The organism is Methylobacterium sp. TK31, assembly GCF_055361545.1.
In genome coordinates this window covers 4,205,660-4,228,186 of sequence record NZ_CM143964.1, presented here as the reverse complement: position 1 = coordinate 4,228,186, position 22,527 = coordinate 4,205,660, and the positions used below count along the sequence as shown (strand labels likewise).

The 22,527-nt window shown below is 72.0% G+C and carries 21 protein-coding genes; 9 read left to right on the top strand and 12 right to left on the bottom strand.

All coding sequences use genetic code 11. The features are described from left to right. Positions 1-88 precede the first annotated feature (88 nt). The 3 genes from ACXJY8_RS19625 to ACXJY8_RS19615 all read left to right on the top strand — a co-directional run bounded on the left by ACXJY8_RS19625 (position 89) and on the right by ACXJY8_RS19615 (position 4,092). Entirely contained in the window at positions 89-1,279 is a 1,191-nt protein-coding gene (locus ACXJY8_RS19625; RefSeq protein ID WP_463772457.1) for a DNA topoisomerase IB, read from the top strand. A 275-nt stretch (positions 1,280-1,554) separates the two neighbouring features. Further along, on the top strand, positions 1,555-2,562 hold the full coding sequence (locus ACXJY8_RS19620; protein ID WP_463772454.1) for an SDR family oxidoreductase: 1,008 nt from the start codon (positions 1,555-1,557) through the stop codon (positions 2,560-2,562). A 120-nt stretch (positions 2,563-2,682) separates the two neighbouring features. Beyond that, positions 2,683-4,092: a cytochrome ubiquinol oxidase subunit I gene (locus tag ACXJY8_RS19615; protein ID WP_463772452.1), complete on the top strand. Its 1,410-nt coding sequence runs from the start codon at positions 2,683-2,685 to the stop codon at positions 4,090-4,092. A gap of 61 nt (positions 4,093-4,153) precedes the next feature. Here the strand turns inward: ACXJY8_RS19615 and ACXJY8_RS19610 are convergent, their stop codons facing one another. The 9 genes from ACXJY8_RS19610 to crcB form a co-directional block, all read right to left on the bottom strand. Beyond that, complete coding sequence (locus tag ACXJY8_RS19610; RefSeq protein WP_463772448.1) at positions 4,154-4,834, bottom strand: helix-turn-helix transcriptional regulator; 681 nt, start codon at positions 4,832-4,834, stop codon at positions 4,154-4,156. A gap of 296 nt (positions 4,835-5,130) precedes the next feature. Continuing rightward, the gene (locus ACXJY8_RS19605; RefSeq protein ID WP_463772444.1) at positions 5,131-6,027 is read right to left on the bottom strand and encodes a diguanylate cyclase domain-containing protein; all 897 of its coding nucleotides are present in this window, start codon (positions 6,025-6,027) and stop codon (positions 5,131-5,133) included. Positions 6,028-6,132: 105 nt separating this feature from the next. Then, positions 6,133-6,684: a hypothetical protein gene (locus tag ACXJY8_RS19600; protein WP_463772440.1), complete on the bottom strand. Its 552-nt coding sequence runs from the start codon at positions 6,682-6,684 to the stop codon at positions 6,133-6,135. 510 nt (positions 6,685-7,194) lie between these two features. Further along, entirely contained in the window at positions 7,195-7,464 is a 270-nt protein-coding gene (locus ACXJY8_RS19595; protein WP_463772437.1) for a hypothetical protein, read from the bottom strand. Positions 7,465-7,643: 179 nt separating this feature from the next. Further along, positions 7,644-7,802 (bottom strand): hypothetical protein, encoded by a 159-nt coding sequence (locus ACXJY8_RS19590; protein ID WP_463772435.1) that lies wholly within the window; start codon positions 7,800-7,802, stop codon positions 7,644-7,646. 110 nt (positions 7,803-7,912) lie between these two features. Continuing rightward, positions 7,913-8,260, bottom strand: coding sequence for a hypothetical protein (locus tag ACXJY8_RS19585; protein ID WP_463772432.1), 348 nt, complete (start codon positions 8,258-8,260; stop codon positions 7,913-7,915). After that, the gene (locus ACXJY8_RS19580) at positions 8,257-8,484 is read right to left on the bottom strand and encodes a hypothetical protein (RefSeq protein WP_463772428.1); all 228 of its coding nucleotides are present in this window, start codon (positions 8,482-8,484) and stop codon (positions 8,257-8,259) included. Before ACXJY8_RS19580 ends, ACXJY8_RS19585 begins: the two co-directional genes overlap by 4 nt. A gap of 207 nt (positions 8,485-8,691) precedes the next feature. Continuing rightward, the gene (locus ACXJY8_RS19575; RefSeq protein WP_463780838.1) at positions 8,692-9,129 is read right to left on the bottom strand and encodes an EamA family transporter; all 438 of its coding nucleotides are present in this window, start codon (positions 9,127-9,129) and stop codon (positions 8,692-8,694) included. 22 nt (positions 9,130-9,151) lie between these two features. Continuing rightward, positions 9,152-9,520: a fluoride efflux transporter CrcB gene (crcB, locus tag ACXJY8_RS19570; protein WP_463772425.1), complete on the bottom strand. Its 369-nt coding sequence runs from the start codon at positions 9,518-9,520 to the stop codon at positions 9,152-9,154. A gap of 414 nt (positions 9,521-9,934) precedes the next feature. Here crcB and ACXJY8_RS19565 point away from each other — a divergent pair, with 414 nt between their 5' ends. Further along, positions 9,935-11,026 (top strand): DUF2778 domain-containing protein, encoded by a 1,092-nt coding sequence (locus ACXJY8_RS19565; RefSeq protein WP_463772423.1) that lies wholly within the window; start codon positions 9,935-9,937, stop codon positions 11,024-11,026. A 65-nt stretch (positions 11,027-11,091) separates the two neighbouring features. Here the strand turns inward: ACXJY8_RS19565 and ACXJY8_RS19560 are convergent, their stop codons facing one another. From ACXJY8_RS19560 to ACXJY8_RS19550, 3 genes are read right to left on the bottom strand one after another with little or no spacing between them, the layout of a single operon-like run. Then, entirely contained in the window at positions 11,092-13,344 is a 2,253-nt protein-coding gene (locus ACXJY8_RS19560; protein ID WP_463772419.1) for a xanthine dehydrogenase family protein molybdopterin-binding subunit, read from the bottom strand. Between the two features lie 10 nt (positions 13,345-13,354). After that, a complete protein-coding gene (locus tag ACXJY8_RS19555; RefSeq protein WP_463772415.1) occupies positions 13,355-14,368 on the bottom strand; it encodes an FAD binding domain-containing protein in 1,014 nt (337 codons plus the stop codon). Further along, the gene (locus tag ACXJY8_RS19550; protein ID WP_463772412.1) at positions 14,365-14,889 is read right to left on the bottom strand and encodes a (2Fe-2S)-binding protein; all 525 of its coding nucleotides are present in this window, start codon (positions 14,887-14,889) and stop codon (positions 14,365-14,367) included. Before ACXJY8_RS19550 ends, ACXJY8_RS19555 begins: the two co-directional genes overlap by 4 nt. A 386-nt stretch (positions 14,890-15,275) precedes the next feature. Here ACXJY8_RS19550 and ACXJY8_RS19545 point away from each other — a divergent pair, with 386 nt between their 5' ends. From ACXJY8_RS19545 to ACXJY8_RS19525, 5 genes are all read left to right on the top strand, one after another. Continuing rightward, complete coding sequence (locus tag ACXJY8_RS19545) at positions 15,276-16,670, top strand: M20/M25/M40 family metallo-hydrolase (RefSeq protein ID WP_463772409.1); 1,395 nt, start codon at positions 15,276-15,278, stop codon at positions 16,668-16,670. Between the two features lie 361 nt (positions 16,671-17,031). Then, complete coding sequence (locus ACXJY8_RS19540; RefSeq protein ID WP_463772402.1) at positions 17,032-17,739, top strand: hypothetical protein; 708 nt, start codon at positions 17,032-17,034, stop codon at positions 17,737-17,739. Continuing rightward, on the top strand, positions 17,736-19,616 hold the full coding sequence (locus ACXJY8_RS19535; RefSeq protein WP_463772399.1) for a glycosyltransferase: 1,881 nt from the start codon (positions 17,736-17,738) through the stop codon (positions 19,614-19,616). Before ACXJY8_RS19540 ends, ACXJY8_RS19535 begins: the two co-directional genes overlap by 4 nt. Next, the gene (locus tag ACXJY8_RS19530; RefSeq protein ID WP_463772396.1) at positions 19,613-21,667 is read left to right on the top strand and encodes a glycosyltransferase; all 2,055 of its coding nucleotides are present in this window, start codon (positions 19,613-19,615) and stop codon (positions 21,665-21,667) included. The genes ACXJY8_RS19535 and ACXJY8_RS19530 overlap by 4 nt, the downstream gene beginning before the upstream one ends. Further along, the gene (locus tag ACXJY8_RS19525) at positions 21,664-22,518 is read left to right on the top strand and encodes a hypothetical protein (protein ID WP_463772392.1); all 855 of its coding nucleotides are present in this window, start codon (positions 21,664-21,666) and stop codon (positions 22,516-22,518) included. Before ACXJY8_RS19530 ends, ACXJY8_RS19525 begins: the two co-directional genes overlap by 4 nt. Positions 22,519-22,527 lie beyond the last annotated feature (9 nt).

The window sequence follows — 22,527 nt, the reverse complement described above, 5'->3', positions numbered from 1 at the left end:
GACGCCTTGTAGCATGCCCCGCCCGGAACAGGGGATGGCGCGGCCCCGTTGACGGCCAACGAGACACCACGAGGGACGGAACCGGAGCATGGCCACGGCGCGCGACGAAGAGGGCACGGTCGCCGACCCGCGCGACGCCGCCGAGGAGGCGGGCCTGCGCTACGTCGACGACGCCATGCCGGGGCTGACGCGCCGGAAGAGCGGCACGGGCTTCGCCTATCGCGACGCCCGGGGCCAGCCGGTGCGGGACGCAAAGACCCTGGCGCGCATCCGCTCCCTCGCGATCCCGCCGGCCTATACCGACGTCTGGATCTGCCCCCGGGCCAACGGCCACATCCAGGCGACGGGCCGCGACGCCAAGGGACGCAAGCAGTACCGCTACCACCCGGATTTCCGCGCCGCCCGCGACCTCACCAAGTTCGAGCACGTCATGGCCTTCGCCGACGCGCTCCCGGCGATCCGCGCCCGGGTCGATGCTGACATGGGCCGGCGCGACCTCCCCCGTGAAAAGGTGCTGGCCACCGTGGTCCACCTCCTGGAGACCACGCTGATCCGGGTCGGCAACGACGATTACGCCCGCACCAACAAGAGCTTCGGCCTCACCACCCTGCGCGACCGGCATGCCCGGATCGAGGGCTCGGCGCTCACCTTCCGGTTCAAGGGCAAGAGCGGCAAGACCTGGGACCTCGGCCTCAAGGACCGGCGCGTCGCCCGCATCGTCAAGGCCTGCCAGGACCTGCCGGGCCAGGAGCTGTTCCAGTACCGCGACGCCGACGGCACCGTGCGCGACGTGACCTCGGCGGACGTCAACGCCTACCTGCGCGAGATCACCGGCCAGGACATCACCGCCAAGGATTTCCGGACCTGGGCGGGCACGGTGCTGGCCGCCCTGGCGCTGCAGGAATTCGAGGCCTTCGACAGCGAGGCCAAGGCCAAGAAGAACCTGCGCGCCGCCATCGAGGGCGTCGCCGCGCGGCTCGGCAACACGCCGACCATCTGCCGCAAGTGCTACATCCACCCCCAGGTGCTCGACTGCTACCTCGAGGGCGCCCTCCTGCTGCAGATTAAGGACGCGGTGGAGGACGAGCTGCGCGAGGATCTCCAGGGGCTCAAGCCCGAGGAGGCCGCCGTGCTCGGCCTGCTCCAGGCGCGCCTCGCCGAGGTCAAGGACGGCAGGGGCCGGGATCTGTCGGACCAGGGGACGGCCAGGATGGCCGGGGCGGCGGCGCGCAAGCGGGGCGCGAAGGCATCGGAATCCCGGCAGGGTCAGGCTGCCTGAGTCACAGCTCCGGCCCGCCTCGGTTCAGCGCGGAAGAGCCCCTCCCCCCTCTGCGGGGGAGGGTGGCCCTCGCGTCAGCGAGGGTCGGGAGAGGGGAACGCCCTGTCCGGAGAGGTCGCCCCCTCTCCCGCCTGCTCCGCAGGCACCCGCCCCCGCAGAGGGGGGAGGGTTTTCGCTGAGCCTCGTCCCCCCGTGTCGTTTGGGCACGCATCCCCGCCGGCACCAGGTCGCCCCCGAACCCGTTGGCGCCACGTGCTCACCGAGGATGAAACATCATGAAGGTCGCGGTCGTCACCGGGGGAACCGCCGGAATCGGGCTCGCCACCGCCCATCTCTTCGCCCGGCGGGGCTGGGCCGTGGCGGTCATCGCCCGCGACGCCGGCCGTCTGGGCGACACGGAGGCCGCCCTGATCGCCTATGGCCGTCCCGTCCTGGCGATCTCGGCCGACGTGGCGGACGCCGAGGCGATCGATGCCGCCGCCGAGCGGATCGAGCGCGAGTTCGGGCCGATCCGGGCCTGGGTCAACAACGCTATGGCGACCATCGTCAACCCGGCCGACCGGATCACGCCCGCGGAGTACCGGCGCGTCACCGAGACGACCTACCTGAGCCAGGTCTACGGCACGCTGGCGGCCCTGCGCCACATGAAGCCGCGCAACCGCGGCGCCATCATCCAGGTCTCGTCGGGGCTCGGCATCCGCGCCGCCCCGCTCCAGGCGCCCTATTGCGCGGCGAAGTTCGCGGTCTCGGGCTTCACCGACGCCCTGCGCTCCGAGCTGATCCACGACCGCGTGGACGTCTCCCTGAGCGTGGTCTACCTGCCCGCCGTCAACACCCCGCAGTTCAACTGGGCCCGCAACCGCACCGGCCACGGCCAGTATGCGCCCGACCCGGTCTACGATCCGCGCCTCTGCGCCGAGGCCATCGTCGCCACCGCCGACAAGCCGAGCCGCGAGGTCTGGGTCGGGCACAGCACGGTGATGATGGCCGCCGCCCAGGCCCTGATGCCGGGCTACGCCGATTCCAAGGCCGCCACGATGTGGTCGGCCCAGCTCACCGACGCGCCCGCCCCCGACAAGGCCGGCAACCTGTTCGCCCCGGTGCCGGGCGATGTCGGCATCGACGGGCGCTTCTCGGACCGGACCAAGTCGACGCGCAGCGCCTACTGGACCAGCCGCGACCGCGACCTCCTCGTGGCCGGCCTGACGGGGGTGGTGGCCCTCGGCCTGTTCGGGGTGGCGACCCTGGCCCGCGCGCCGCGCCGCCTGCTGCCGCGGCGCTGACGCCCCGGGGGCCGGTGCGACCCCATCGCGATTCGCGAACCGGATGCAGCTCTGCGCTCTTCACGCTATAGCTGTTCCAGGGGCCCCTGATTCCGGGCCCCGCTTCGGACGAGGTTCGCCATGGAAGTCGACGCGCTGCTGCTCTCGCGCATCCAGTTCGGCTTCACCATGGCCTTCCACATCATCTTCCCGGCCTTCACCATCGGGCTGGCGAGCTTCCTCGCCCGGCTGGAGGCGCAGTGGCTCTGGACCGGGAACCCGATGTACCGGAACCTGTACCGGTTCTGGGTGAAGGTGTTCGCGGTCTCCTTCGGCCTCGGCGTCGTCTCCGGCATCGTGATGAGCTACCAGCTCGGCACCAACTGGTCGCGCTATTCCGACTTCACCGGCAACGTGCTCGGGCCGCTGATCCAGTACGAGGTCATCACGGCCTTCTTCCTGGAGGCCGGCTTCCTCGGGATCATGCTGTTCGGCTGGGACCGGGTCGGCGACCGGCTGCACTTCGTCTCGACCTGCATGGTGGCGATCGGCACCCTGATCTCGGCCTTCTGGATCCTGTCGGCCAATTCCTGGATGCAGACGCCGGACGGCTTCGTGGTCGAGAACGGCCGGGCCATCGCCACCGACTGGTGGAAGGTGATCTTCAACCCGTCCTTCCCGATCCGCTACGCCCACATGGTGCTGGGCTGCTTCCTCACCACGGCCTTCGCGGTGGCGGGCATGTCGGCCTGGATGATCCTGCGGGCGCGCAAGGAGCCGGCCGAGAAGGTGGCGGGCGCCCGGCTCTCGCTCTCCATGGCGCTCTGGTTCGCGGTGATCTTCACGCCGATCCAGATCTTCGTCGGCGACAGCCACGGCCTCGCCGTGCTCAAGCTGCAGCCGACCAAGCTCGCGGCGATCGAGGCGAACTGGGACCGGCAGGACAACATGCCCCTGCTGCTCTTCGCGATCCCCAACATGGAGGCGGAGAAGAACGACTTCGAGATCGGCATCCCGCGGCTGGGCAGCTTCATCCTCACCCACGACTTCTCGGGCGTGGTGCCGGGCCTGAAGGACGTGCCGCGCGACCAGCGCCCGCCGGTCTGGCCGGTGTTCTATTCGTTCCGCATCATGGTCGCGATCGGCATGGCGATGCTGGGCCTGAGCCTGTGGAGCCTCTACCTGCGCTGGCGCGGCACGCTCTACACGAACCGCTGGTTCCTGAACGCGGCGATGCTGATGACGCCGTCCGGCTTCGGCGCGGTGCTGTTCGGCTGGTTCACCGCCGAGATCGGGCGCCAGCCCTACATCGTCTACGGGCAGCTGCGCACGGCGGACGCCCACTCGCCCCTGACGGTCAATGCCGTGACGACCTCGCTGGTCGCGTTCCTGATCGCCTACGCGTTCATCTTCGGCTTCGGCAGCTACTATCTCGCCAAGCTCCTACGCAAGGGCCCGGAGCCGCTGGAGGAGGCCATGCGCGGCGGCGACGTGGCGCAGAAGCCCAAGCGTCCCCTGTCCGCGGTCAACGAAGGCCTGAATCCCGCCTGACGGGTCCCGACGTCCACCCGATCCGTCCTGGTGCCCCACCCGCGGGGCGGCGCGGCCCGGCTCAGAGCCGGGCCAGGGACTCGCTCGGGTGGTGTCCGCGGCCGCGGTCGGCGCCATTCACCCGGACCGGGCCGGCATCGACCACGGGGGCGAGGCCGAGATGGCGGGCCAGGGCGACGAGGTCCTTCAGGCGCCCGGTCTGGGTCTTGCGGCGCAGGTTCAGGCGGTGGGTCTCCACGGTGCGCACGCTGAGGTTCAGGCGGCGCGCCACCTCCTTGTTGCTGAAGCCGGCGCTGAGGAAGCGCAGGATCTCGGCCTCCCGCGGGGTCAGGCCGTCGGCGACCGGCACGACGGTGGGCGCATCGGCGTCCCAGGCCGCCTCGGCCGCGCCCGCCGCGAGGGCCAGGAGGGCCGTGCACATGTCGCGCGCCGGCGCCGAGCGGGCGATGAAGGCATCCGCCCCGGCCTCGATCAGGCGGGTCACGAAATCGGCGCGCAGCACCTCGAAGCCGACGAGGACGCCGAGGCCCGGCGCCCGCCCCTTCAGGGCCGCGATCCGCTGGTCGAGGCCGGGCTCGGGCTCCGCCCCGACGAAGATCAGGGCGACCTTGCGGGCCGGTCCGTGCGAAAGCTCCGCCTCGCTCAAGGTGTGCAGGCGCGGCTCGTGCTCAATGACGGCGCGAAAGGCGGATTCGGGCCCGAGGGGCTCGCCGACGATCAATACTCCCACGGCGTCATGCATGCCGCTGAACTCCCCACTGTCCCACCGCGACACACCGCAGCGTTTCTTCCGGGGATCAGATCAAGTTCCGTTCCAGAGCTTTACTCGGCGGGACTCCAGCACATCGTTCGCAGCTCTCGGACAAGACTCGGCCTGGATTCGACCACGATTCCCCGAAGACTGGGAATCCGGCACGGTTAATTCGGCGGAACCTTGGTAAACGCCCGCGACCGGTTGACCAGGGCCGCCGCAGCGGCGTTCCGCAACGGCACAGGGGCGCTGCCGGAGCGGTCCCCGATTCGAGACAGGGTCCCGGCTCAGCCGGCCCGGGCCAGGACGAGGTCGGAAGCGGCGCTGACGACGCGGTTGCGGCCGGTGGTCTTGGCCTCGTAGAGGGCGATGTCGGCCCGCTTGAGCAGCCCCTCGATGGTGTCGCCCTCGGTCCACTCGCTGACGCCGAAGCTGCAGGTCAGGCGGATCGGCACCCGGCCGCCGCGGATGCGCAGGGCCTCCATCGCGCGGCGCAGGCGGGTCGCCTGAGCCTCGGCGTCGCTGCCGGAGCGGTGGGGCAGGATGATGCCGAACTCCTCGCCGCCGAGGCGTCCGACGATGCCGTCGACCGCCAGTTCGCGGCACACGGCCTGGATGGCCGCGTCGCCGACATCGTGGCCGTACTCGTCGTTGATGCGCTTGAAATGGTCGATGTCGAGGAGGATGGCGGACATCCTGCCGTGGTCGCCCACGCGCTCGGCGGCGTCGCGCGACTTCTGGAGGAAGGCGCGCCGGTTGAGGAGCCCCGTCAGCGAATCCGTGTCGGCGAGGCGGATCAGCTCGCTCTGCATCGTGGTGAGCCGCTCGGCGGCCCGCAGTCGAGCATGCAGTTCCTCCGGTCCCGGCGGCTTCTCGATGAAGTCGTCGGCGCCGCTGTCGAGGGCCTCGGCGAGGTTCCGGGCGTTCCGGGCCGACGACATGGTGATGATGTAGAGGGGGCGGTTGGCCTCGGCCAGCAGGCGGGCGGACCAGCACAGCTCCAGGCCGCCGAGGGGCCGGACCTCGAGGCTGGTGATCAGCACCCGGACCGAGGCGGTGTTCTCGACGAAGTCCAGGGCCTCGGTCGAGTCCGTGAAGGCCGAGACGGTGTGGCCGTTGGGTTCGAGGACGGCCGCGATCATCTTGAGGACGACCCGACTGGTGTCGACGAGGACGATATGCATGGCGCGGCCTGATCACCTTCGCGGTTCTGGCGATCAGGATGGCACCAATTGATTAATGCTTGCGAAAGCCCGTCCGGGCCGGATCGCCGTCGCGGCACGAACGCCTCAGCGGTGGGAGACCCGGACCGGGACGACCCGGGCGCCGCCGCTCATCTCGCCGGCGGGCGGCGCGGCCTGGAAGCCGCCGCCCTGCGCCTGGAAGGCCCTGCTGCCGGCCTGGGAGCGCGCGTCTCCGGGGGCGGCGGACCAGCGCTCCTGCCGGTTGCGCGTCAGCACCCGGGACCGGCCGGGCGCAGCGGCCCGGGCGACGGAGCGCGGCGCATCGATGACGTAGACGGTCGGCGTGCCGGCCGGCGCGCTGCGGATGCCCGCCACCGTCGGGATGCCGTAGGTGCCGTAGCCCCAGGCGCCGGGGACGAGTTCGCTCGGGCGCGGGACGCGGGTGAACGGCGCGCCGACATAGTCGCCGCGGATCAGCGGGCCGCCGAAGCCGCCCGCGTAGCCGGCCTCGTCATCCCGGCCGTAGATCAGGTCCTGACCCTGGGCGGTGCCGGCCAGGCCCGAGAGGATCAGGGCGCCGGCGAGGGCGACGGAGCGCAGCGGAATCGATCCCGGGAACGAGGTTCGCGACGCCGTGGTCTTGGATCGATGGGTCATGCGACGCCGGACTCCCGCGCTGGCCGATTTCGAGGAGAACCGGCACCGACATCCTGTCGTTCCGGACATCCGGCCCGCCGCCAACGTCGAAGACTGCTTAGCAGGACGGCCGGGGCGGACCGACCGGGCAAGGGGCTCGGAGACGCCTCTCCGCAACGGCGACCGGAGGAGCGGGCGCCCCCGATCGCAAGCCGCGCCGGCCCTGGATGGCGCTGGCCCCGGGACACCGTCGTCTCGGACGAGACCCCGTCGCGTGCCGGCCTCGGTTATCTCCGGTCGAACCCCTGCCTGGCGGCAGGACTTCCGATGAAACACCCTGCCTCGCGGCAGAAGCCCCAACAAAAACCCTGCCTCGCGGCAGGACTTCCGATGAAAAACCCTGCCTCGCGGCAGGAGCCCCCACAAAACCCCTGACTCGCGGCAGGAGCCCAACAAAAAACCCTGCCTCGCGGCAGGGTCGGGTCGTCCGGTGGTGGCGGGCGGCGATGGGTCCGGGCCGCGGCGCCGGCCTCAGCGGCAGGTGGTGACGCGGCGGACGATCCAGCCCTCGCCCTCGACCCAGAGGCGCTTGCGCGAGCGGCTGCAATTGACGGCCTCGTCCTCCGATTCGGTGATGGCCGCGACGGGGGTGACGGCGGCGGAGGCGGCGGCGGCCTTGTCCGGGCCCGGGTTGGCGACCGGGGCGGCGAGAGCGGCGGGAGCGAGGGCGCCCGTGAAACCGGCGCCCATCAGAAGAACCGTGCCGGCCAGCACGGACACGTGCAGTCGATTCGCTTTCATGAGAAGATTCTCGCTCGCACATCCTCTGGCGGACGTGCCCTCAACATGTCGGGATCGTGCGACGGCGTGCGCTGTCGTCTTGGACTGTTAAGTCGCGAGGGGCCGGAAGGGTTGCAGTCAAGGGGCCGGCCGATCAGCAATCCTTGAGCGCGGGGCGCGGTCTTTCGGGCCGTGCCGGATCAGGGCATCGCCGAGACCGCGATCATCGGCAGCGTGACCGCGAGCTGGGTCACGGCCGGGCGCGGCAGCGCGCGGTCGGACAGGACCAGGGCGCCGAGCCCGAGCACGAGGCTGAAGGCGAGGAGACTCGTCTCGATGCCGCGATAGAACCCGTCCATCTCACACTCCCGGCGCGCCGATGCGGGGCCGTCATCCGGCGCGTGCCGCCCCCGTCCGGCCCGCGGGCATGTTCGACCCGGGAGTATGAGGGAATCGTAACCGTGCCGCCTCAGGCGCGCCCGAGGGGCGTCATGCGGGCGAGATCGGGCCCGGGCGGCTGCATCAGGGCGGCCGCGAGGTTGGCCTCCAGCACGATGAGGTCGCAATCCGGGTCCGGCTCCCAGCCGCAGCGGCAGCCCTGCGGGCCCTCATGCGCCTGGGCCACCTGCCGGTAGAGGGCACCCACGACCCGGGCCGCCACCTCCAGCGCCGCCATGGCCGGCAGGGGCGCCCGGTTCAGGCTTTGCCAGAAGGCCCGGCGCAGGGCCTCGTCGAGATGGGCCTCGGGAGAGGGGCCCTCGGCACAGGCCGGGCCCGCCTCGCTCGGGGCGGCAATGCGCGCGTCGCGCCCGCTCATGCCCGGCCTCCCCAGATCCGGCCCGTCGAGGCTCGCCCTTCGAAGGCCGGACCCGACAGGCGCTCGCGCCAATGGGCCGGGACCAGGGCGGGGTCCGCCTCCGGGACGCCGGCCAGGGCGTCGATGAGATCGGTGAAGCGGTGCAGGCGCAGGTCGAGGGACGAGCCGTCCCACCAGGCGATCCGCGCAGTGCCGCGCAGCCAGTCCAGCGTGCGTTCCATCATCCGCTCTCCTCTTGCGATCGACGCCCCGGGAGAGGGTTTGAAAGCTCAACCTCCGCTTGGCAAGCAATTCACGAAACATTGGAATTGATTGAATCTTGGTCCTAGCGGTCGCTCTACTGTGTTCGAATTTGGAAGAATTCCATTCGTCCGAAAAAGACCCGCGCCGGCCGATGCTTGATCCTGCGACGGGGCGGCGGCGGGCGGGTCTCAACCCCGATAGGCCACCAGGACGGCCCCGGCCGCGATGAGGGCGACGCCGATCCAGTTCGGCACCGAGAGGCTCTCGCCGAGGAGAATCACCCCGAGGATCGCCACCAGGACGACGCTGAGCTTGTCGAGGGGCGCCACCCGCGCCGCGTCGCCGAGGGCGAGGGCCCGGAAGTAGCAGAGCCAGGAGGCGCCGGTGGCGAGGCCCGAGGCCACCAGGAAGCCGACGCTGCGGCCCGGGATCGCCGCGAGGCCGGGCGCCTGCCCGGTGCCGAGCAGGATCGCGCCCGTGAGGGCGAGGATCACCACGGTGCGGACGAAGGTCGCGACGTCGGGCGCGACGCCGGTGACGCCCACCTTCGCCAGGATGGCGGTGAGCGCGGCGAACAGGGCCGAGAGCAGGGCCCAGAACCGCCAGGATTGCAGCAGCGCGCTCAGCATCGCGGCGCCCCGGGCCCGCTCACAGGATCATCCGCATGACCATCAGGCCGAGGAGCAGGCCGGCGAGGCCCAGCACCACCGAACCCAGGATGTAGATGATGGCGGCGGCCACCTCGCCGCGCTCGAGGAGGAGGATGCCGTCGAGGGCATAGGACGAGAAGGTGGTGAAGCCCCCGAGCACGCCGGTGGCGAGGAACAGCCGCATCGGCTGGCTGCCGCTGCGCATGGCGTACCAGCCCGCCAGCACCCCCATCAGGATCGAGCCGAGGATGTTGATGCCCATGGTGCCGTAGGGAAAGGACGTGCCGAAGCGCAGGGCGGCGAGCCCGACGCCGTGCCGGGCCATGCCGCCCAGGCCGGCCCCGAGAAAGACGATGAGAAACCCCATTGCGGGTACGATCCCCCTGCAGCCGGCCGCCGGCTTGGCCCAGCGTTCACGATACGCAGAAAATCCCACGCGGTTCGCCGCCCGGGCCGGGCTTGCCCCCGAGGTCCACAGGGCACGGCCCGCGTTTCGTGCGCCGGCGCGCCGATCCGTGGGCGGCGTCTCCCGGATAGGCTCCGTCGTCAGCGCGCAGCGGAGGGGTCCGCCAAGGGCTCACCCGGCCGGGACGCAGTTTTTTCCACAAGATGTGCCGCGGTTTATCTCGGATTAACCAAGTTGCGGCTGAATAGGGCCAGTTAAGGTTGATGTTTTCCTAACGGGCATCTTTCGCGTCTCGCGTCTTCGCTTAACCTTTCCTTGAGGTCTGCGTCGAAGAGGCCGTGCCGGTTCGGGAACCGCGTATCCGAGTTCGCCCGCATGAACGACGCTGTGTCCCCGTCCGGCCGCCGCCTCCGCCGTCGCCGCCGGCCCCACGGGCCGGTGCTGCTGCGGACCTCCGCGGCGGCCCTCCTCTGCGCCGTCTTCCCGCACCTGACCGCGCCGGACGCGCCCGTCCCCGCCGGGCCGGGCCGGCCGGCCCTGGCGGCGGCCTCCGCCCCCGGCGCCTATGCCTGGATGCTCGACCCGACCCCGGTCCTCGGCGCCGGCGCCCGCGGCCTGGCCCGGGCCGCCCCGCTCAGCGCCGCCCTGGTGCCGCCCCCGGGCCCGGCCCGGACCGTGCTGGCGCTGGCCGCCCCGCGCCCGGCGCCCGCCCCGGCCGCGGGTCCGGTCCGGGTCGCGCAGCCGCTGCCCCAGACCATTCCCCTGCCGGTGCCGCGCCCGGCCGGCCTCGTGGCGCAGGCCGAGCCGGCGCGCCTGGCCCTGCGCGCCGCCCCCGCCCTGCGCTCGCTGGCCGCCCGCCGGACCCAGGTCGCCCGCGCGGGCGCCGATGCGGCGGCCGAGCGCTCGTTCTTCGACACGGTGTTCGGGACGCGCCCCGAGCCGGAGCCCGAGCCGCGCACCACCCTCGCCTACGCCTCCGTGGATCCCAGCATCGATCCGGGTCCGCGCCGGGTGATCGAGAGCAGCCCGGCGGTCGGGGCCGGCACGGCGATCTACGACATCACGGCGCGCACCGTGACCCTGCCGAGCGGCGAGCGCCTGGAGGCGCATTCCGGCCTCGGCGAGAGCATGGACAACCCGCGCCACGTCCACCGCCGGATGCGCGGCTCGACCCCACCCGGCACCTACGACCTCACCGAGCGCGAGGCGCTGTTCCACGGGGTGCGGGCGATCCGCCTCAACCCGGTCGGCGGCAGCGCGGCGATCCACGGCCGCGACGGCATCCTGGCCCACACCTACATGCTCGGCCCCAGCGGTGCCTCGAACGGCTGCGTCTCGTTCAGGGACTACAACCGCTTCCTGCAGGCCTTCCTGCGCGGCGAGGTCCGCCGCCTCGTCGTGGTCGCCGGGCGCGGCGACGCCGGCCCGACCTTCGCCGAGCGCCTGTTCGGCCGCGCCACGCGCTGAAACAAGGAGAGCCGCGCCCCCGGAGGGGCGCGGCTCCCGATCGTCGGACCTTCAGGGCCCGAGGGTCAGCCGATGATCTTGTCGATGGTGATCGGCAGTTCGCGGATGCGCTTGCCAGTGGCGTGGAAGACCGCGTTGGCCACCGCCGCCGCGGTGCCGACGATGCCGATCTCGCCCAGGCCCTTCACGCCCATCGGGTTGGCCTTGTCCTCCTCGTCCACGAAGATCACGTCGATGTCGTGGATGTCGGCGTTCACCGGCACGTGGTACTCGCCGAGATTGTGGTTCATGAACCGGCCGAGGGTGTGGTCGAGCATGGATTCCTCCTCCAGCGCCGAGCCGATGCCCATCACGACGCCGCCCAGGATCTGGCTGCGCGCCGTCTTGGTGTTGAGGATCTTGCCCGCCGCGATCGCCGAGACGACGCGGGTGACGCGCACCACGCCGAGGTCCTCGTCGACCTTCACCTCGACGAAGACGGCCGAGTGGGTGTAGCCGGCGAATTCCTGGGAATGGTTGGAATCCGGGCCGGCCGAGCCGGTGGCCTCGATCTTGTCCAGGCCTCCCTTGGCCATCACCTCCGTGAGGGCGATGCTGCGGGACGGGTCGCCCGCCACCGAGATGCGCCCCTCCTTGAACACCGCGCGCTCGAAATCGACGTTGGCCAGGGGCGAATCGTCGAGGCCGCGGGCCAGGGTGAAGACCTGGGCGGCGATGTCGCGGCAGGCCTTCATCACCGCCGTGCCCGAGGAGGCCGCGGTCCAGGAGCCGCCGGCGATCGGCGCGTCGGCGAGCTTCGAATCGCCGAGCTTCGTCGTCACGTCCGTCATCGGCAGGCCGAGCGCGTCGGCGGCGATCTGGGTCAGGATGGTGTAGGTGCCGGTGCCGATGTCGCCGGTCTGGTTGCCGACCACGAGCTTGCCGTCGGCGGTCAGGGTCGCCCGGGCGCTCGACTGCATCATCATCGATTCCCAGATGCCGGTGGCCATGCCCCAGCCGACGAGTTCGCGCCCCTCCTTCATGGAGCGCGGCTCCGGGTTGCGGGCCGACCAGCCGAAGCGCTCGGCGCCCTGGGTATAGGCCGCCCGCAGGGACTTGGAGCTGAACGGCTTGTCCTGGGTCCGGTCCTTCTCGGCGTAGTTCCGCAGGCGCAGGTCGATCGGGTCCTGGCCGGTCTCGTGGGCGAGCTCGTCCATCGCCACCTCGAGGGCGAACACGCCCGTCACGGCGCCGGGTGCCCGCATGTCGGAGGGGGTGTAGGTGTCGATCTTGGCGAGCCGGTAGTCGAGGGCGACGTTCGGGCAGTCGTAGAGGACGCCCGACCAGTTCACGACCACCTCCTGGTAGTCCTCGAAGCCGGAGGTGCCCGAGATCGCCTCGTGCCGGACGGAGGTCAGCGCGCCGTCGGCCTCGGCCCCGAGGGCGATGGTCTGGCGCACGTCGGGCCGGTAGCCGAAGGTGAACATCTGGTCGCGGGTCAGGGTCACCCGCACCGAGCGCTCCAGCTCCCGGGCCGCCATCACGGCGAGGAAGAGCTGGTATTGCGGACGAAGCCCGGAGCCGAAGCCGCCGCCGAGATAGGGGTTGAGGACGTGGACGTCGTCCTTCTTCATCCCGAACACGCCGGTGATGTAGCCGAGGCTGTTCGAGACGCCCTGGATCTTGTCGTAGACGGTGAGCTTGCCGTCGCCCTCCCAGACCACGGTCGAGGCATGGGGCTCCATCGGGTTATGGTGCTCCACGGCCAGGTGGTAGTGGTTGGTGAGCTGGACCGGGGCGGCCTTGTAGGCGCCGTCCGCGTCGCCCCAGGGCGCCGGCGGCGGCTTGATGCCGGAGCGCTTCTTGGGCGGCACGTAGGCCGCGTCCTCGAGGGTCCGCAGGTCCGTGGTCGGCGCGTCGGCCTCGTAGGTGAGCTTGACCAGCGAGGCGGCGTAGCGCGCGGTGCCGAAATCCTCCGCCACCACCAGGGCCACCGGCTGACCGCTGTAATGGACCTTCTCGTCGTAGAGGGGCCGGAAGGGCGAGCCGGGGGGCGCGACCTGATCCTGATAATTGTAGTCGAGCCAGGCCGTGCGCGGCCGGTTCTGGTGGGTGAAGACCTTGAGGACGCCCGGCACCGCCTCGGCGGCCGCCGTGTCGATGGAGAGGATGCGGCCGCGGGCGATGCCGCTCGAGACCACGTAGCCGTGGGTCAGGTCGGGGGCGGCGAACTCGGCCGCGTACTTCGCCTGGCCGGTGACCTTGGCCGGGCCGTCGACGCGGCTCTGCGCGGTGCCGACATAGGTGTCGGTGCCGGAGGTGCTGATGCTGTGGGCCATGGGGGTTCCTTCAGGCGATGCGCTTGTCGGACTGCGACTGGGGCGTGCCGGCGGCGGCCTGGGCCAGACCGCGAATGAGCGCGCGCCGCGCGAGTTCGATCTTGAAGCCGTTCTCGGATTGGGGTCGTGCCTCGGCCACCACGATGTTGGCGGCCGCGGCGAAGGTCTCGTGGGTGGCGGGCTTGCCCGCCAGGAAGGCTTCGGCCTGGGGGTCGCGCCAGGGCTTGTGGGCGACGCCGCCCAGCGCGAAGCGCGCGCTTGCGATGGTGTCGCCGTCGAGCTTGATCACGGCCGCCACCGAGACGAGGGCGAAGGCGTAGGAGAGCCGGTCGCGCAGCTTCAGGTAGGTGTGGTGGGCGCCGAACTCCTCGTCGGGCAGGTCGACCGAGAGCACGATCTCGTCGGCCGCCAGATTGGTGTCGCGCTCGGGGGTGTCGCCCGGCAGGCGGTGGAACTCGGCGAAGGGAATCGTGCGCTCGCCGCCCGGGCCGGCGACCCGGACCGTCGCCTCCAGCGCGGCCAGGGCCACGCACATGTCGGAGGGGTGGGTGGCGATGCAGGACGGGCTCGTCCCGAAGATGGCGTGGATGCGGTTGACCCCGCCGATGGCGGCGCAGCCGGTGCCGGGCTCGCGCTTGTTGCAGGGCGTGGCGTCGTCGTAGAAATAATAGCAGCGGGTGCGCTGCAGCAGGTTGCCGCCCGTGGTGGCGGCGTTGCGCAGCTGGCCCGAGGCGCCGGCCAGGATCGCGCTCGACAGGAGCGGGTAGCGGGCCTGGACCTGGGCGTCGTAGGCCACGGTCGCATTCGTCACCAGGGCGCCGAGGCTGAGGCCGCCGTCGCGCGCCTCGATCCGGTCCAGGGGCAGGCGGGTGATGTCGACGAGGCGCTCGGGGCGCTCGACGTTGTACTTCATCAGGTCGACGAGGTTGGTGCCGCCGGCGATGAAGCGGGCCTGGGCCCCGGAGGCGATGGCGCGCACCGCCTCGTCCACGGTGGTCGGGCGGACGTAGTCGAAGCGGTTCATTTCGCGGCTCCCGCGTGCATCACGTCTTCGATGGCGTCGACGATGTTGGTGTAGGCGCCGCAGCGGCAGATGTTGCCGCTCATCGCCTCGCGGATCTCGTCGCGCGAATGGGCGTGGCCCTCGGAGAGCATGCCCACCGCCGAGCAGAGCTGGCCGGGGGTGCAGTAGCCGCACTGGAAGGCGTCGTGCTCGACGAAGGCCGCCTGCAGCGGGTGCAGCCCCTCGGCGCCGGCAAGACCTTCGGCGCCGGCCAATCCCTCGACGGTGGTGATGCTGGCCCCGTCCTTCATCACCGCCAGGGTCAGGCAGGAATTGATGCGCGTGCCGTTCACCAGCACCGTGCAGGCGCCGCACTGGCCGTGGTCGCAGCCCTTCTTGGTGCCGGTGAGGTCGAGATCCTCGCGCAGGAGGTCGAGCAAGGTGGTCCAGGGCGCGACCTGGAGCGACCGGCTTTCGCCGTTGATCGTCAGGGTGATGCCGATGGTGTTCGCAGCATCGGTGGAGCCGCTTTCGATGAGCATGGCGGTATCCGTGGCTTGCGCGGCGCGAAGGGCGCGACGTCGATGGTCTTCGAAGGGAACTCGCAAGGGCTGAAACGGGGAAAAAACATCCGCCCCAGCCCGGTCCACTCGATAACAGTTCCAAAAAGCCGGTGTTCCACCCGTGCATCACCGGGCCCGGTTCAGGTTTGACGAGAGCACCCTTTCGCGGGGGGATTTCACATGGGGACCGACTGGGGTTCGGGCCCTGTGTCGCGGGGCGCTCCACGATGTCGCGTGCGCGAGGCTGCGTGGCGAGGTTGCTCGGTCGAGGTTGCATGGGCGAGGTTGCTTGGGTGAGGTTGCTTGGCCCAGCCGCCATGGGCTAACCCGGGAGGCCGCCGCCCGCCTTCGCCCAAGGACGCCCGATGACCGCGCTCGCCCCCGTTCTCAACGACATCGACCGCGACCTCGACAACGCCCTGGAGCGGCTCTTCGCCTTCCTGCGCATCCCCTCGATCTCCACCGATCCGGCCTTCGCGCCCCAGTGCCGCGACGCGGCGACCTGGCTCGCCGGCACCCTGACGGCGCTCGGCTTCGAGACCGGCATCCACGAGACCTCCCTGCACCCGGTGGTGCTGGCCCATCGGCCGAAGCCCGGCACCCCGCACGTGCTGTTCTACGGGCATTACGACGTGCAGCCGGTGGACCCGCTGGCCCTCTGGGAGACCCCGCCCTTCGAGCCGCGCCTCGCCACCGACGCCACCGGAAAGACGACGATCGTCGGGCGCGGCGCCTCGGACGACAAGGGCCAGGTGATGACCTTCGTCGAGGCCTGCCGGGCGCATCTGGCGATGGCGGGCGAGTTGCCCTGCGGCGTCACTATCCTGGTCGAGGGCGCCGAGGAGAACGGCTCCCAGGGGTTGCCCGAATGGGTCGCGGCCAACCGCGACAAGCTCGCCGCCGACATCGTGCTCGTGTGCGACACCAGCATGTGGAACCCGGCAACGCCCGCCATCACCACCTCCCTGCGCGGCCTCGCCTATTTCGAGGTCAAGGTGACCTGCGCCGACCGCGACCTGCATTCGGGCTTCTTCGGGGGTGCGGCGCGCAACCCGATCCACGTCCTGTCGAAGATCATCGCCGACCTGCACGATTCCGACGGGAAGGTGGCGCTGCCGGGCTTCTACGAGGGCGTGCGCGAGACGCCGCCGGAGGTGCTGGAGCAGTGGCGCGGCCTCGACTTCACGGCGGACAAGTTCCTCGGGCCCATCGGGCTGTCGGAGCCGGCCGGCGAGCGCGGCCGCATGCTGATCGAGCTGATCCAGTCGCGACCCGCCTGCGACGTCAACGGCATCATCGGCGGCTATACCGGCGAGGGCACCAAGACGGTGATCGCCGGGCAGGCCAGCGCCAAGGTCTCGTTCCGCCTCGTCGACGACCAGGACCCGGAGGTTCTGGCGACCACCTTCGAGGCTTTCGTGCGTGAAAGAATCCCCGCCGACTGCTCGGTGGAGGTGATCTGCTACAAGGGCAGCCGTGCCATCAGCCTGCCCTTCGACATGCCCGAGCTCGAGACCGCCCGCGCGGCGCTCGCCGAGGAATGGGGCGTGCCCGCCGTGACCATCGGCGCCGGCGGCTCGATCCCCATCGTGGGCGACTTCAAGCGCCTGCTCGACCGCAACACGCTGCTGATCGGCTTCGGCCTCGACGACGACCGCATCCACTCGCCCAACGAGAAGTACGACCTGAACAGCTTCCACAAGGGCACCCGCTCCTGGGCCCGCATCCTGGCCGCCTTCGGGGGCCAGCGGGCCGGCTGAGCGGCCCTGGTCGCCCGTGACCCGTGGCGTCGCACCCCGCCGCTCGGGGGCGAACCCCACGGAGCCGCGCTGCCGGCGTGATACCGGCATCCAGGACGCGTTCGGATTCCTCGGCGGCGGTGTTCGCAAGCCAAGCCGGTTGGGACCGGACGCACCGGTGCCCCCTCTCCTGCAAGGAGAGGGTTGGGGTGAGGTGTGTGACCTCTCCGGACAACCCGCACACCTCACCCTGTCCCTCTCCTTCCAGGAGAGGGGACCCGCGCTGCTGGCGGGCCGGCGCGTCCCCGCCGGCCGGCCGGGTCGGATGACTTCGCCCGTTCGAGATCCGCGGACCCACGCTCCGCCCCAGTCCCAAGGCCGCATGACCGACACTTCCGCCCCTCCCACGCCCACCGAGGCCCGCCTGTTCGCGGCCGGCCACGGCGTGCTGGTCTGCCGGTACCCGGTCGGCACCGACCTGCCGATTCCGCTCGCGGTCTCGGACCCGCCCGGCCTCGGCCTGCTGACCTGGGCCTTCGCCGGCTTCGGCGGGCCCGAGCCCGACCCCGCCGGGCTCCTCGTGCTGCACGATGCGCAAGCGACGCTGGCGGAGGGCGGCACCCTGACCCTGGAGACGCATTTTCGCGACGCGGCGATCGCCTGCCCGAAGCCCCGCCCCATCGCGGAGCTGGCCCGGCCCGAGCGCGCCGCCCTCGGGGAGGCGGTGCTGGCGGCGGTGGCGCCGGACAGCCTCGACGTGCTGGCGACGCTGTTCCCGCTGCTGGCCCCCGCCGTCGCGGAAGGGCCGGTGCCGGAGACGGCGCCCCGCCTCGCCCTCGCCCGCGACGACGCGGACCGGGCCACGCTCTCCGGCTCCAGCGTGCCGAACTACCTGCTGCTGCGGGCCGGCAGCAGCTGGAGCTGCGCCCGCGTGGCGGCCGCCGAGCTGCGCTTCGGCCCGGCCCCCGAGATCGGCCTCACCCTGGCGCCGGCCTGGGGCAACCCCCGCGGGGCCTCCGTCGAGACCGCGCTCCTCCTCGGCACCGGCCACGTCGCGCCCGCCGCCTTGCGCCGCGAGGGCAGCCGGTGAGCGGCCCCGCGATCCTCGTGCTGGCGCCGATGCCGGCCTTCCCGACCAGCGCCGGCAACCGGCGCCGGCTGCTCACCACCTGCGCCGCCCTGCAGCGCGGCGGCTACGCCGTCGACCTCGCCTATTACGCCCACGAGGACCAGATCTACCGGCGCTTCGGGCAGCACCCGCCCACCGACGAGGCCGCCGCGGCGGGCCTGTTCCGCCACACCTTCCGGATCGAGCCGCGGGCGACCATCCCGCTCACCACCCGCGCGCGCTGCTTTTCCATCGACGACTGGTGCCCCGACGAGGTCGGCGCCTTCGTGGCGTGGTATGGGCAGGCCCACCCCGAGACCCGCGCGATCCTGGTGAACTACGTGTTCCTGTCCCGCGCGCTGGAGGCGGCCCCGCCCGGCCTCACGAGGCTAATCGACACGCACGACCGCTTCGCCGACCGGCAGCGGCAGTACCGCCCGTTCCGGGCGGAGCCGAACTTCTTCTACACCGACCGGCCCGGCGAGGCGGCGGGCCTCGCCCGGGCCGACATCGTGCTGGCGATCCAGTCCGAGGAAGCGGCCTATTTCCGGACGATCACCGACCGGCGCGTGCACCTGCTGCCGCCGCGCTTCCCCACCCGCCGGCCCTTCGCGGCCCCGGCCCGGGTGAAACGGATCGGCTTCCTCGGCCACGGCAACGACCCGAACCTGTTCTCGATCCGGCGCTTCGCCGCCGCCTGGAGCGCGGGCTGGACCCCGGCCCGGCCGGAACTCGTCATCGCGGGGGAGATCGGCAACAGCCTCGGCCCGGCCGCGGGGCCCGGTATCCATCTCGCCGGCTACCTGCCGGAACTCGAGGCCTTCTACGACGGCGTCGACCTCGTGGTGGCGCCGATCCTGATGGGCAGCGGCCTCAAGATGAAGGTCGCCGAGGCCCTGTCCTTCGGCAAGCCCGTCATCGGCACCGCCCTCGGCTTCGAGGGCTTCGACCCAGCCGACCCGGCCCATCGCCTGCGCACCGCCGAGGCGGTGAAGGCCGAGGTCCTGGCGCTCGCCGACGATGCGGCCGGCCTCGCGGCGCTCACCCGCGCCTGCCAGGATCTGTTTGCCGCCTACAATACGCGCGCCGAGCAGGCCGAAACCGATTTGCTGGCAATCCTTTCTGCTTCCAGCGAGAAAACAAACGCGATGGAGTCTCCGGCGGCGCCCGCCCCGGCCTCCGAACCGGACCGGGTGGTCACTCGCCTCGGGAGCGGGCGCCTGACCCGCGAGACCTCCCTGCGCTCCGCTCTGCGCGACGATCCCGAGCTCGGCCTCCTCGTCGCCACCGAGCGCGGCCCACCGCCCAGCGCCGATCCCTACACCCCCGTGCGCCGGCGCTGGTTCGCCCGGGCGGAGGACGGTGGGCCGGGGGCCGGAGCGCCGGATGCCGGAGCGCCGGATGCAGGCCTGGCCGGGCTCCGCCTCGCCCTCTCCCCCGAATGGGTCCGCGACCGGCGCCTCCCCCCGCCCCTCCGGGCGGATCTCGCGTCACAGCTGGCGGAGGTCGCCGTCGACTGGGACGCGCGGGCGGTCCGCGTCGGTGCCGCCGGGGACGCGACGACCCTCGCCCTGACCCTGCCGCGCCACCTCGCCGTCGGCACCCACCCCAGCGCGGCCTTCCGGGTCGGGGCATCGCCGCGCGAGATCACGCTCGAGCGCGTCACCCTTCTGAATACCAGCGGCGATCCGCTGTATACCAATCCGTATACGACGGCCCGCGCGGACCTGCCGGGCGCCCCGGCGGCCGTGACCTTCACGGGCCTCGGGACGGGCGCGGAGGCGGCCACGATCCTGTTCCTGCACGACGACCTCATCGGCCGCATCACGGTCCTGCCCGCTCCGGAGCCCCTGCCATGATGGCGGCCCCCGATGTCCTCGACGCCCCCGCGGGCCGGAAGGCGGCCCTGGTCGAGGCCGCCCTGATCTGGAACGCGTTGTTTCTCAACGACATCCGCATCGCGTTCCGCCCCGAGGCCGAACCCGCGATCTCCGTGGTGATCGTCTCGCGCGGGGCCCCGCACCTCCTCGCCTGGACCCTGGCCAAGCTCGCCGGGCACCAGGCCTTCGCCGGGCCGTCCTTCGAGGTGATCCTGGTGGACAACGCCTCCGACGCCGAGACCCGGACCCTGTTCGGGCGGATCGACGGCGCCCGGATCCTGCTCAACCCGGAGAACACCGGCTTCGGTCCGGCCTGCAACCAGGGTGCCGCCGAGGCCCGCGGCCGCTACGTGCTGTTCCTCAATCCGGACATCGACCTGATGCCCGGCGCCCTGGCGGCCCTCGCCGGCACCTTCGCGGAGGCCGACGACGTCGGCATCGTCGGCGGCCGCCTGGTGTTCCCCGGCGGCATCCTGCAGGAGGCCGGGGCGGGCTTCCAGGACGACCCGCAGCTCACCCATCCGGCCGGCCGCGGCGGCCTCGATCCCTTCGCGCCGGAGGCCTCCTACGCCCGCGAAGCGGGCTACGTCTCCGGCGCCCTGCTGATGATCGAGGCCCGGCTGTTCACGCAGCTCGGCGGCTTCGACGACCTGTTCGCGCCGGCTTATTTCGAGGACACCGACCTGTGCGCGCGCTGCCACCAGGCCGGATGGCGGGTCGTCTACCAGCCGCGCGCCATCGCGATCCACGTGGAGAGCGGCACCAGCGTCCGGCGCGCCGACGTCGAGGCCCTCCTCGACCGCAACCGGGTCCGCTTCCGCGAGCGGCACGGTGCCTGGCTCTTCGGGCAGGGTCCGCGGCGCACCGGCTTCGGGCCCCGCGACGACGCGCCCTTCGCCCTGCGCGTCCTCTACGTCGACGACCGGGCGCCCCACCAGGATCTCGGGGCCGGGCTGCCGCGGGCCAACACCATCGTCAACGCCATGGCGGATCTCGGCTACGCGGTGACGGTGTGCTCGGTCTACGGCGAGCGCGAGGCGCCGGCGGCGACCTACCGCGACCTCTCGGACCGCATCGAGATCATCGAGCCCTGCGGCCGGGAGGGCTTCCGCCGCCTCGTCACCGAGCGCGCGGGCGCCTACGACGTGCTCTGGGTCAGCCGGCCGCCGCATATCCGCATGGTGTGCGAGGTGCTGGCGGATCTCGGCCTCAACCCGCGGGATGTCGGCCGCTCCCGCGTCGTGTTCGACTCCGAATCCCTCTACGCCCTGCGCGAGTTCGTCGTCGACGCCCTCAAGGGCCGCCCGGCGCCGGGGCCGGCCCTCGCCCGGGCGACCGCGCTCGAACTCCGGTCGATCGCCGCGGCCGACCGGGTGGTCTGCGTCTCTCCCGCCGACGCGCGCCTGCTGCGGCGGGCCGGGGTCGCCGATCCGGTGGTGCTCGGCCACGTCCAGGCGCCGCATCCGAACCCGCCCGGCTTCGCGGACCGCCGGGGCTTCGTCTTCCTCGGCTCCCTCGCCCGCGAGGGCGAGCCCAACATCGATTCCCTCGACTGGTTCTTCGGTCAGGCCTGGGAGTGCCTGCGGGGGATCCTGCCGGAGGCGCAGGTCACCCTCATCGGTACCGCCGCGCCCTCGATCGCCGAGCGGCTGGCGCGCCCCGGCGTCACGGTGCTGGGCCGGGTCGACGACATCGGCCCCGCCCTCGACGCCGCGCGCGTCGCCCTCGCGCCGACGCGCTTCGCCGCCGGCATCCCGCACAAGGTCCTGGAGACCGTGGCCCGCGGCCTGCCGGGCGTCGTCACCCCCGTCCTGGCCGGGCAGATGGGCTGGCCCGACGGCACCGGATACCGGGTCCACGACTGGCACGATCCCCGGGGCTTCGCCGAGACGCTGGCGCTTCTCCACGAGGACGAGGCGGCGTGGACGCAGGTGCAGCGCGCCGGCCTCGCCCAGGTCGGCCGCGACGAGGACGCCGAGGCCTACCGCGCGGTCCTGCGCCGCCTGTGCGAGGCGCCGACCTTCACATGACACTCGCCCTCCGCTCCCGCGCCGTCCGCATCGCCACGACCCTCGTCCGCCGGGCGATCCTGGGCCGCGTCCCCCGCCTGTTCGACGCGGCCTATTACCGGGCCAACCACCCGGACGTGGCGCGCTCGGGCATCGATCCGTTCCTGCACTACGTCTGGCGCGGGGCGGCGCAGGACCGCGATCCCAGCGCCGATTTCGACACCGCCTTCTACAGGCGCCAGAGCGGCCCGACCCGCCTCGACCCGGTGCGGCACTACCTGCGCGTGGGTGCCAAGGCCGGCCTCGACCCGAACCCCGCCTTCAGCACGCTGATGTACGTGGCGCGCTATCCCGATGTCGGGCTCGCCGGGGTCAACCCCCTGGTGCATTACCGCCAGGACGGCCGGGCGGAGGGCCGGGTCGCCGCCCCGTCCGCTTCGCAGCCGGACGAGTGGGTGCCGTTCCAGGGCGTGCGCGAGGCGCATCGCTGGGCCTATCCGACGCCCGACTCGCCCCGCTTCGCCCTGACCCTGCGGCGCGACGTGCCGGTCTCCGCCTGCCCCACCGCCCTGCCCCGGCTCTGCCTGGTGCTGACCCTCGACGGAAGCGAGATCGACGGTCTGGTCCGGAGCTTCGAGGCCTTCCCGGGCTCGGCCGCGGACGCCCTCAGCCTCGCGGTCGACACCACCCTGCGCCCGCATCCGCCGCGCCCGACCCTGGTGGTCGCCCTGGAGCAGTGCTTCCACGGGCCGGGGCCGGACGGGGCGGTGCTGCTGCGCTACGCGGAGGCCCGAATCTGGGACGTGCTGCCGGAACGCCCGCACGTGCTGCGGATCTGCCCGGCCGGAGCGCTCGCGCTCCGGGTGCCGTGAGGCCCCCTG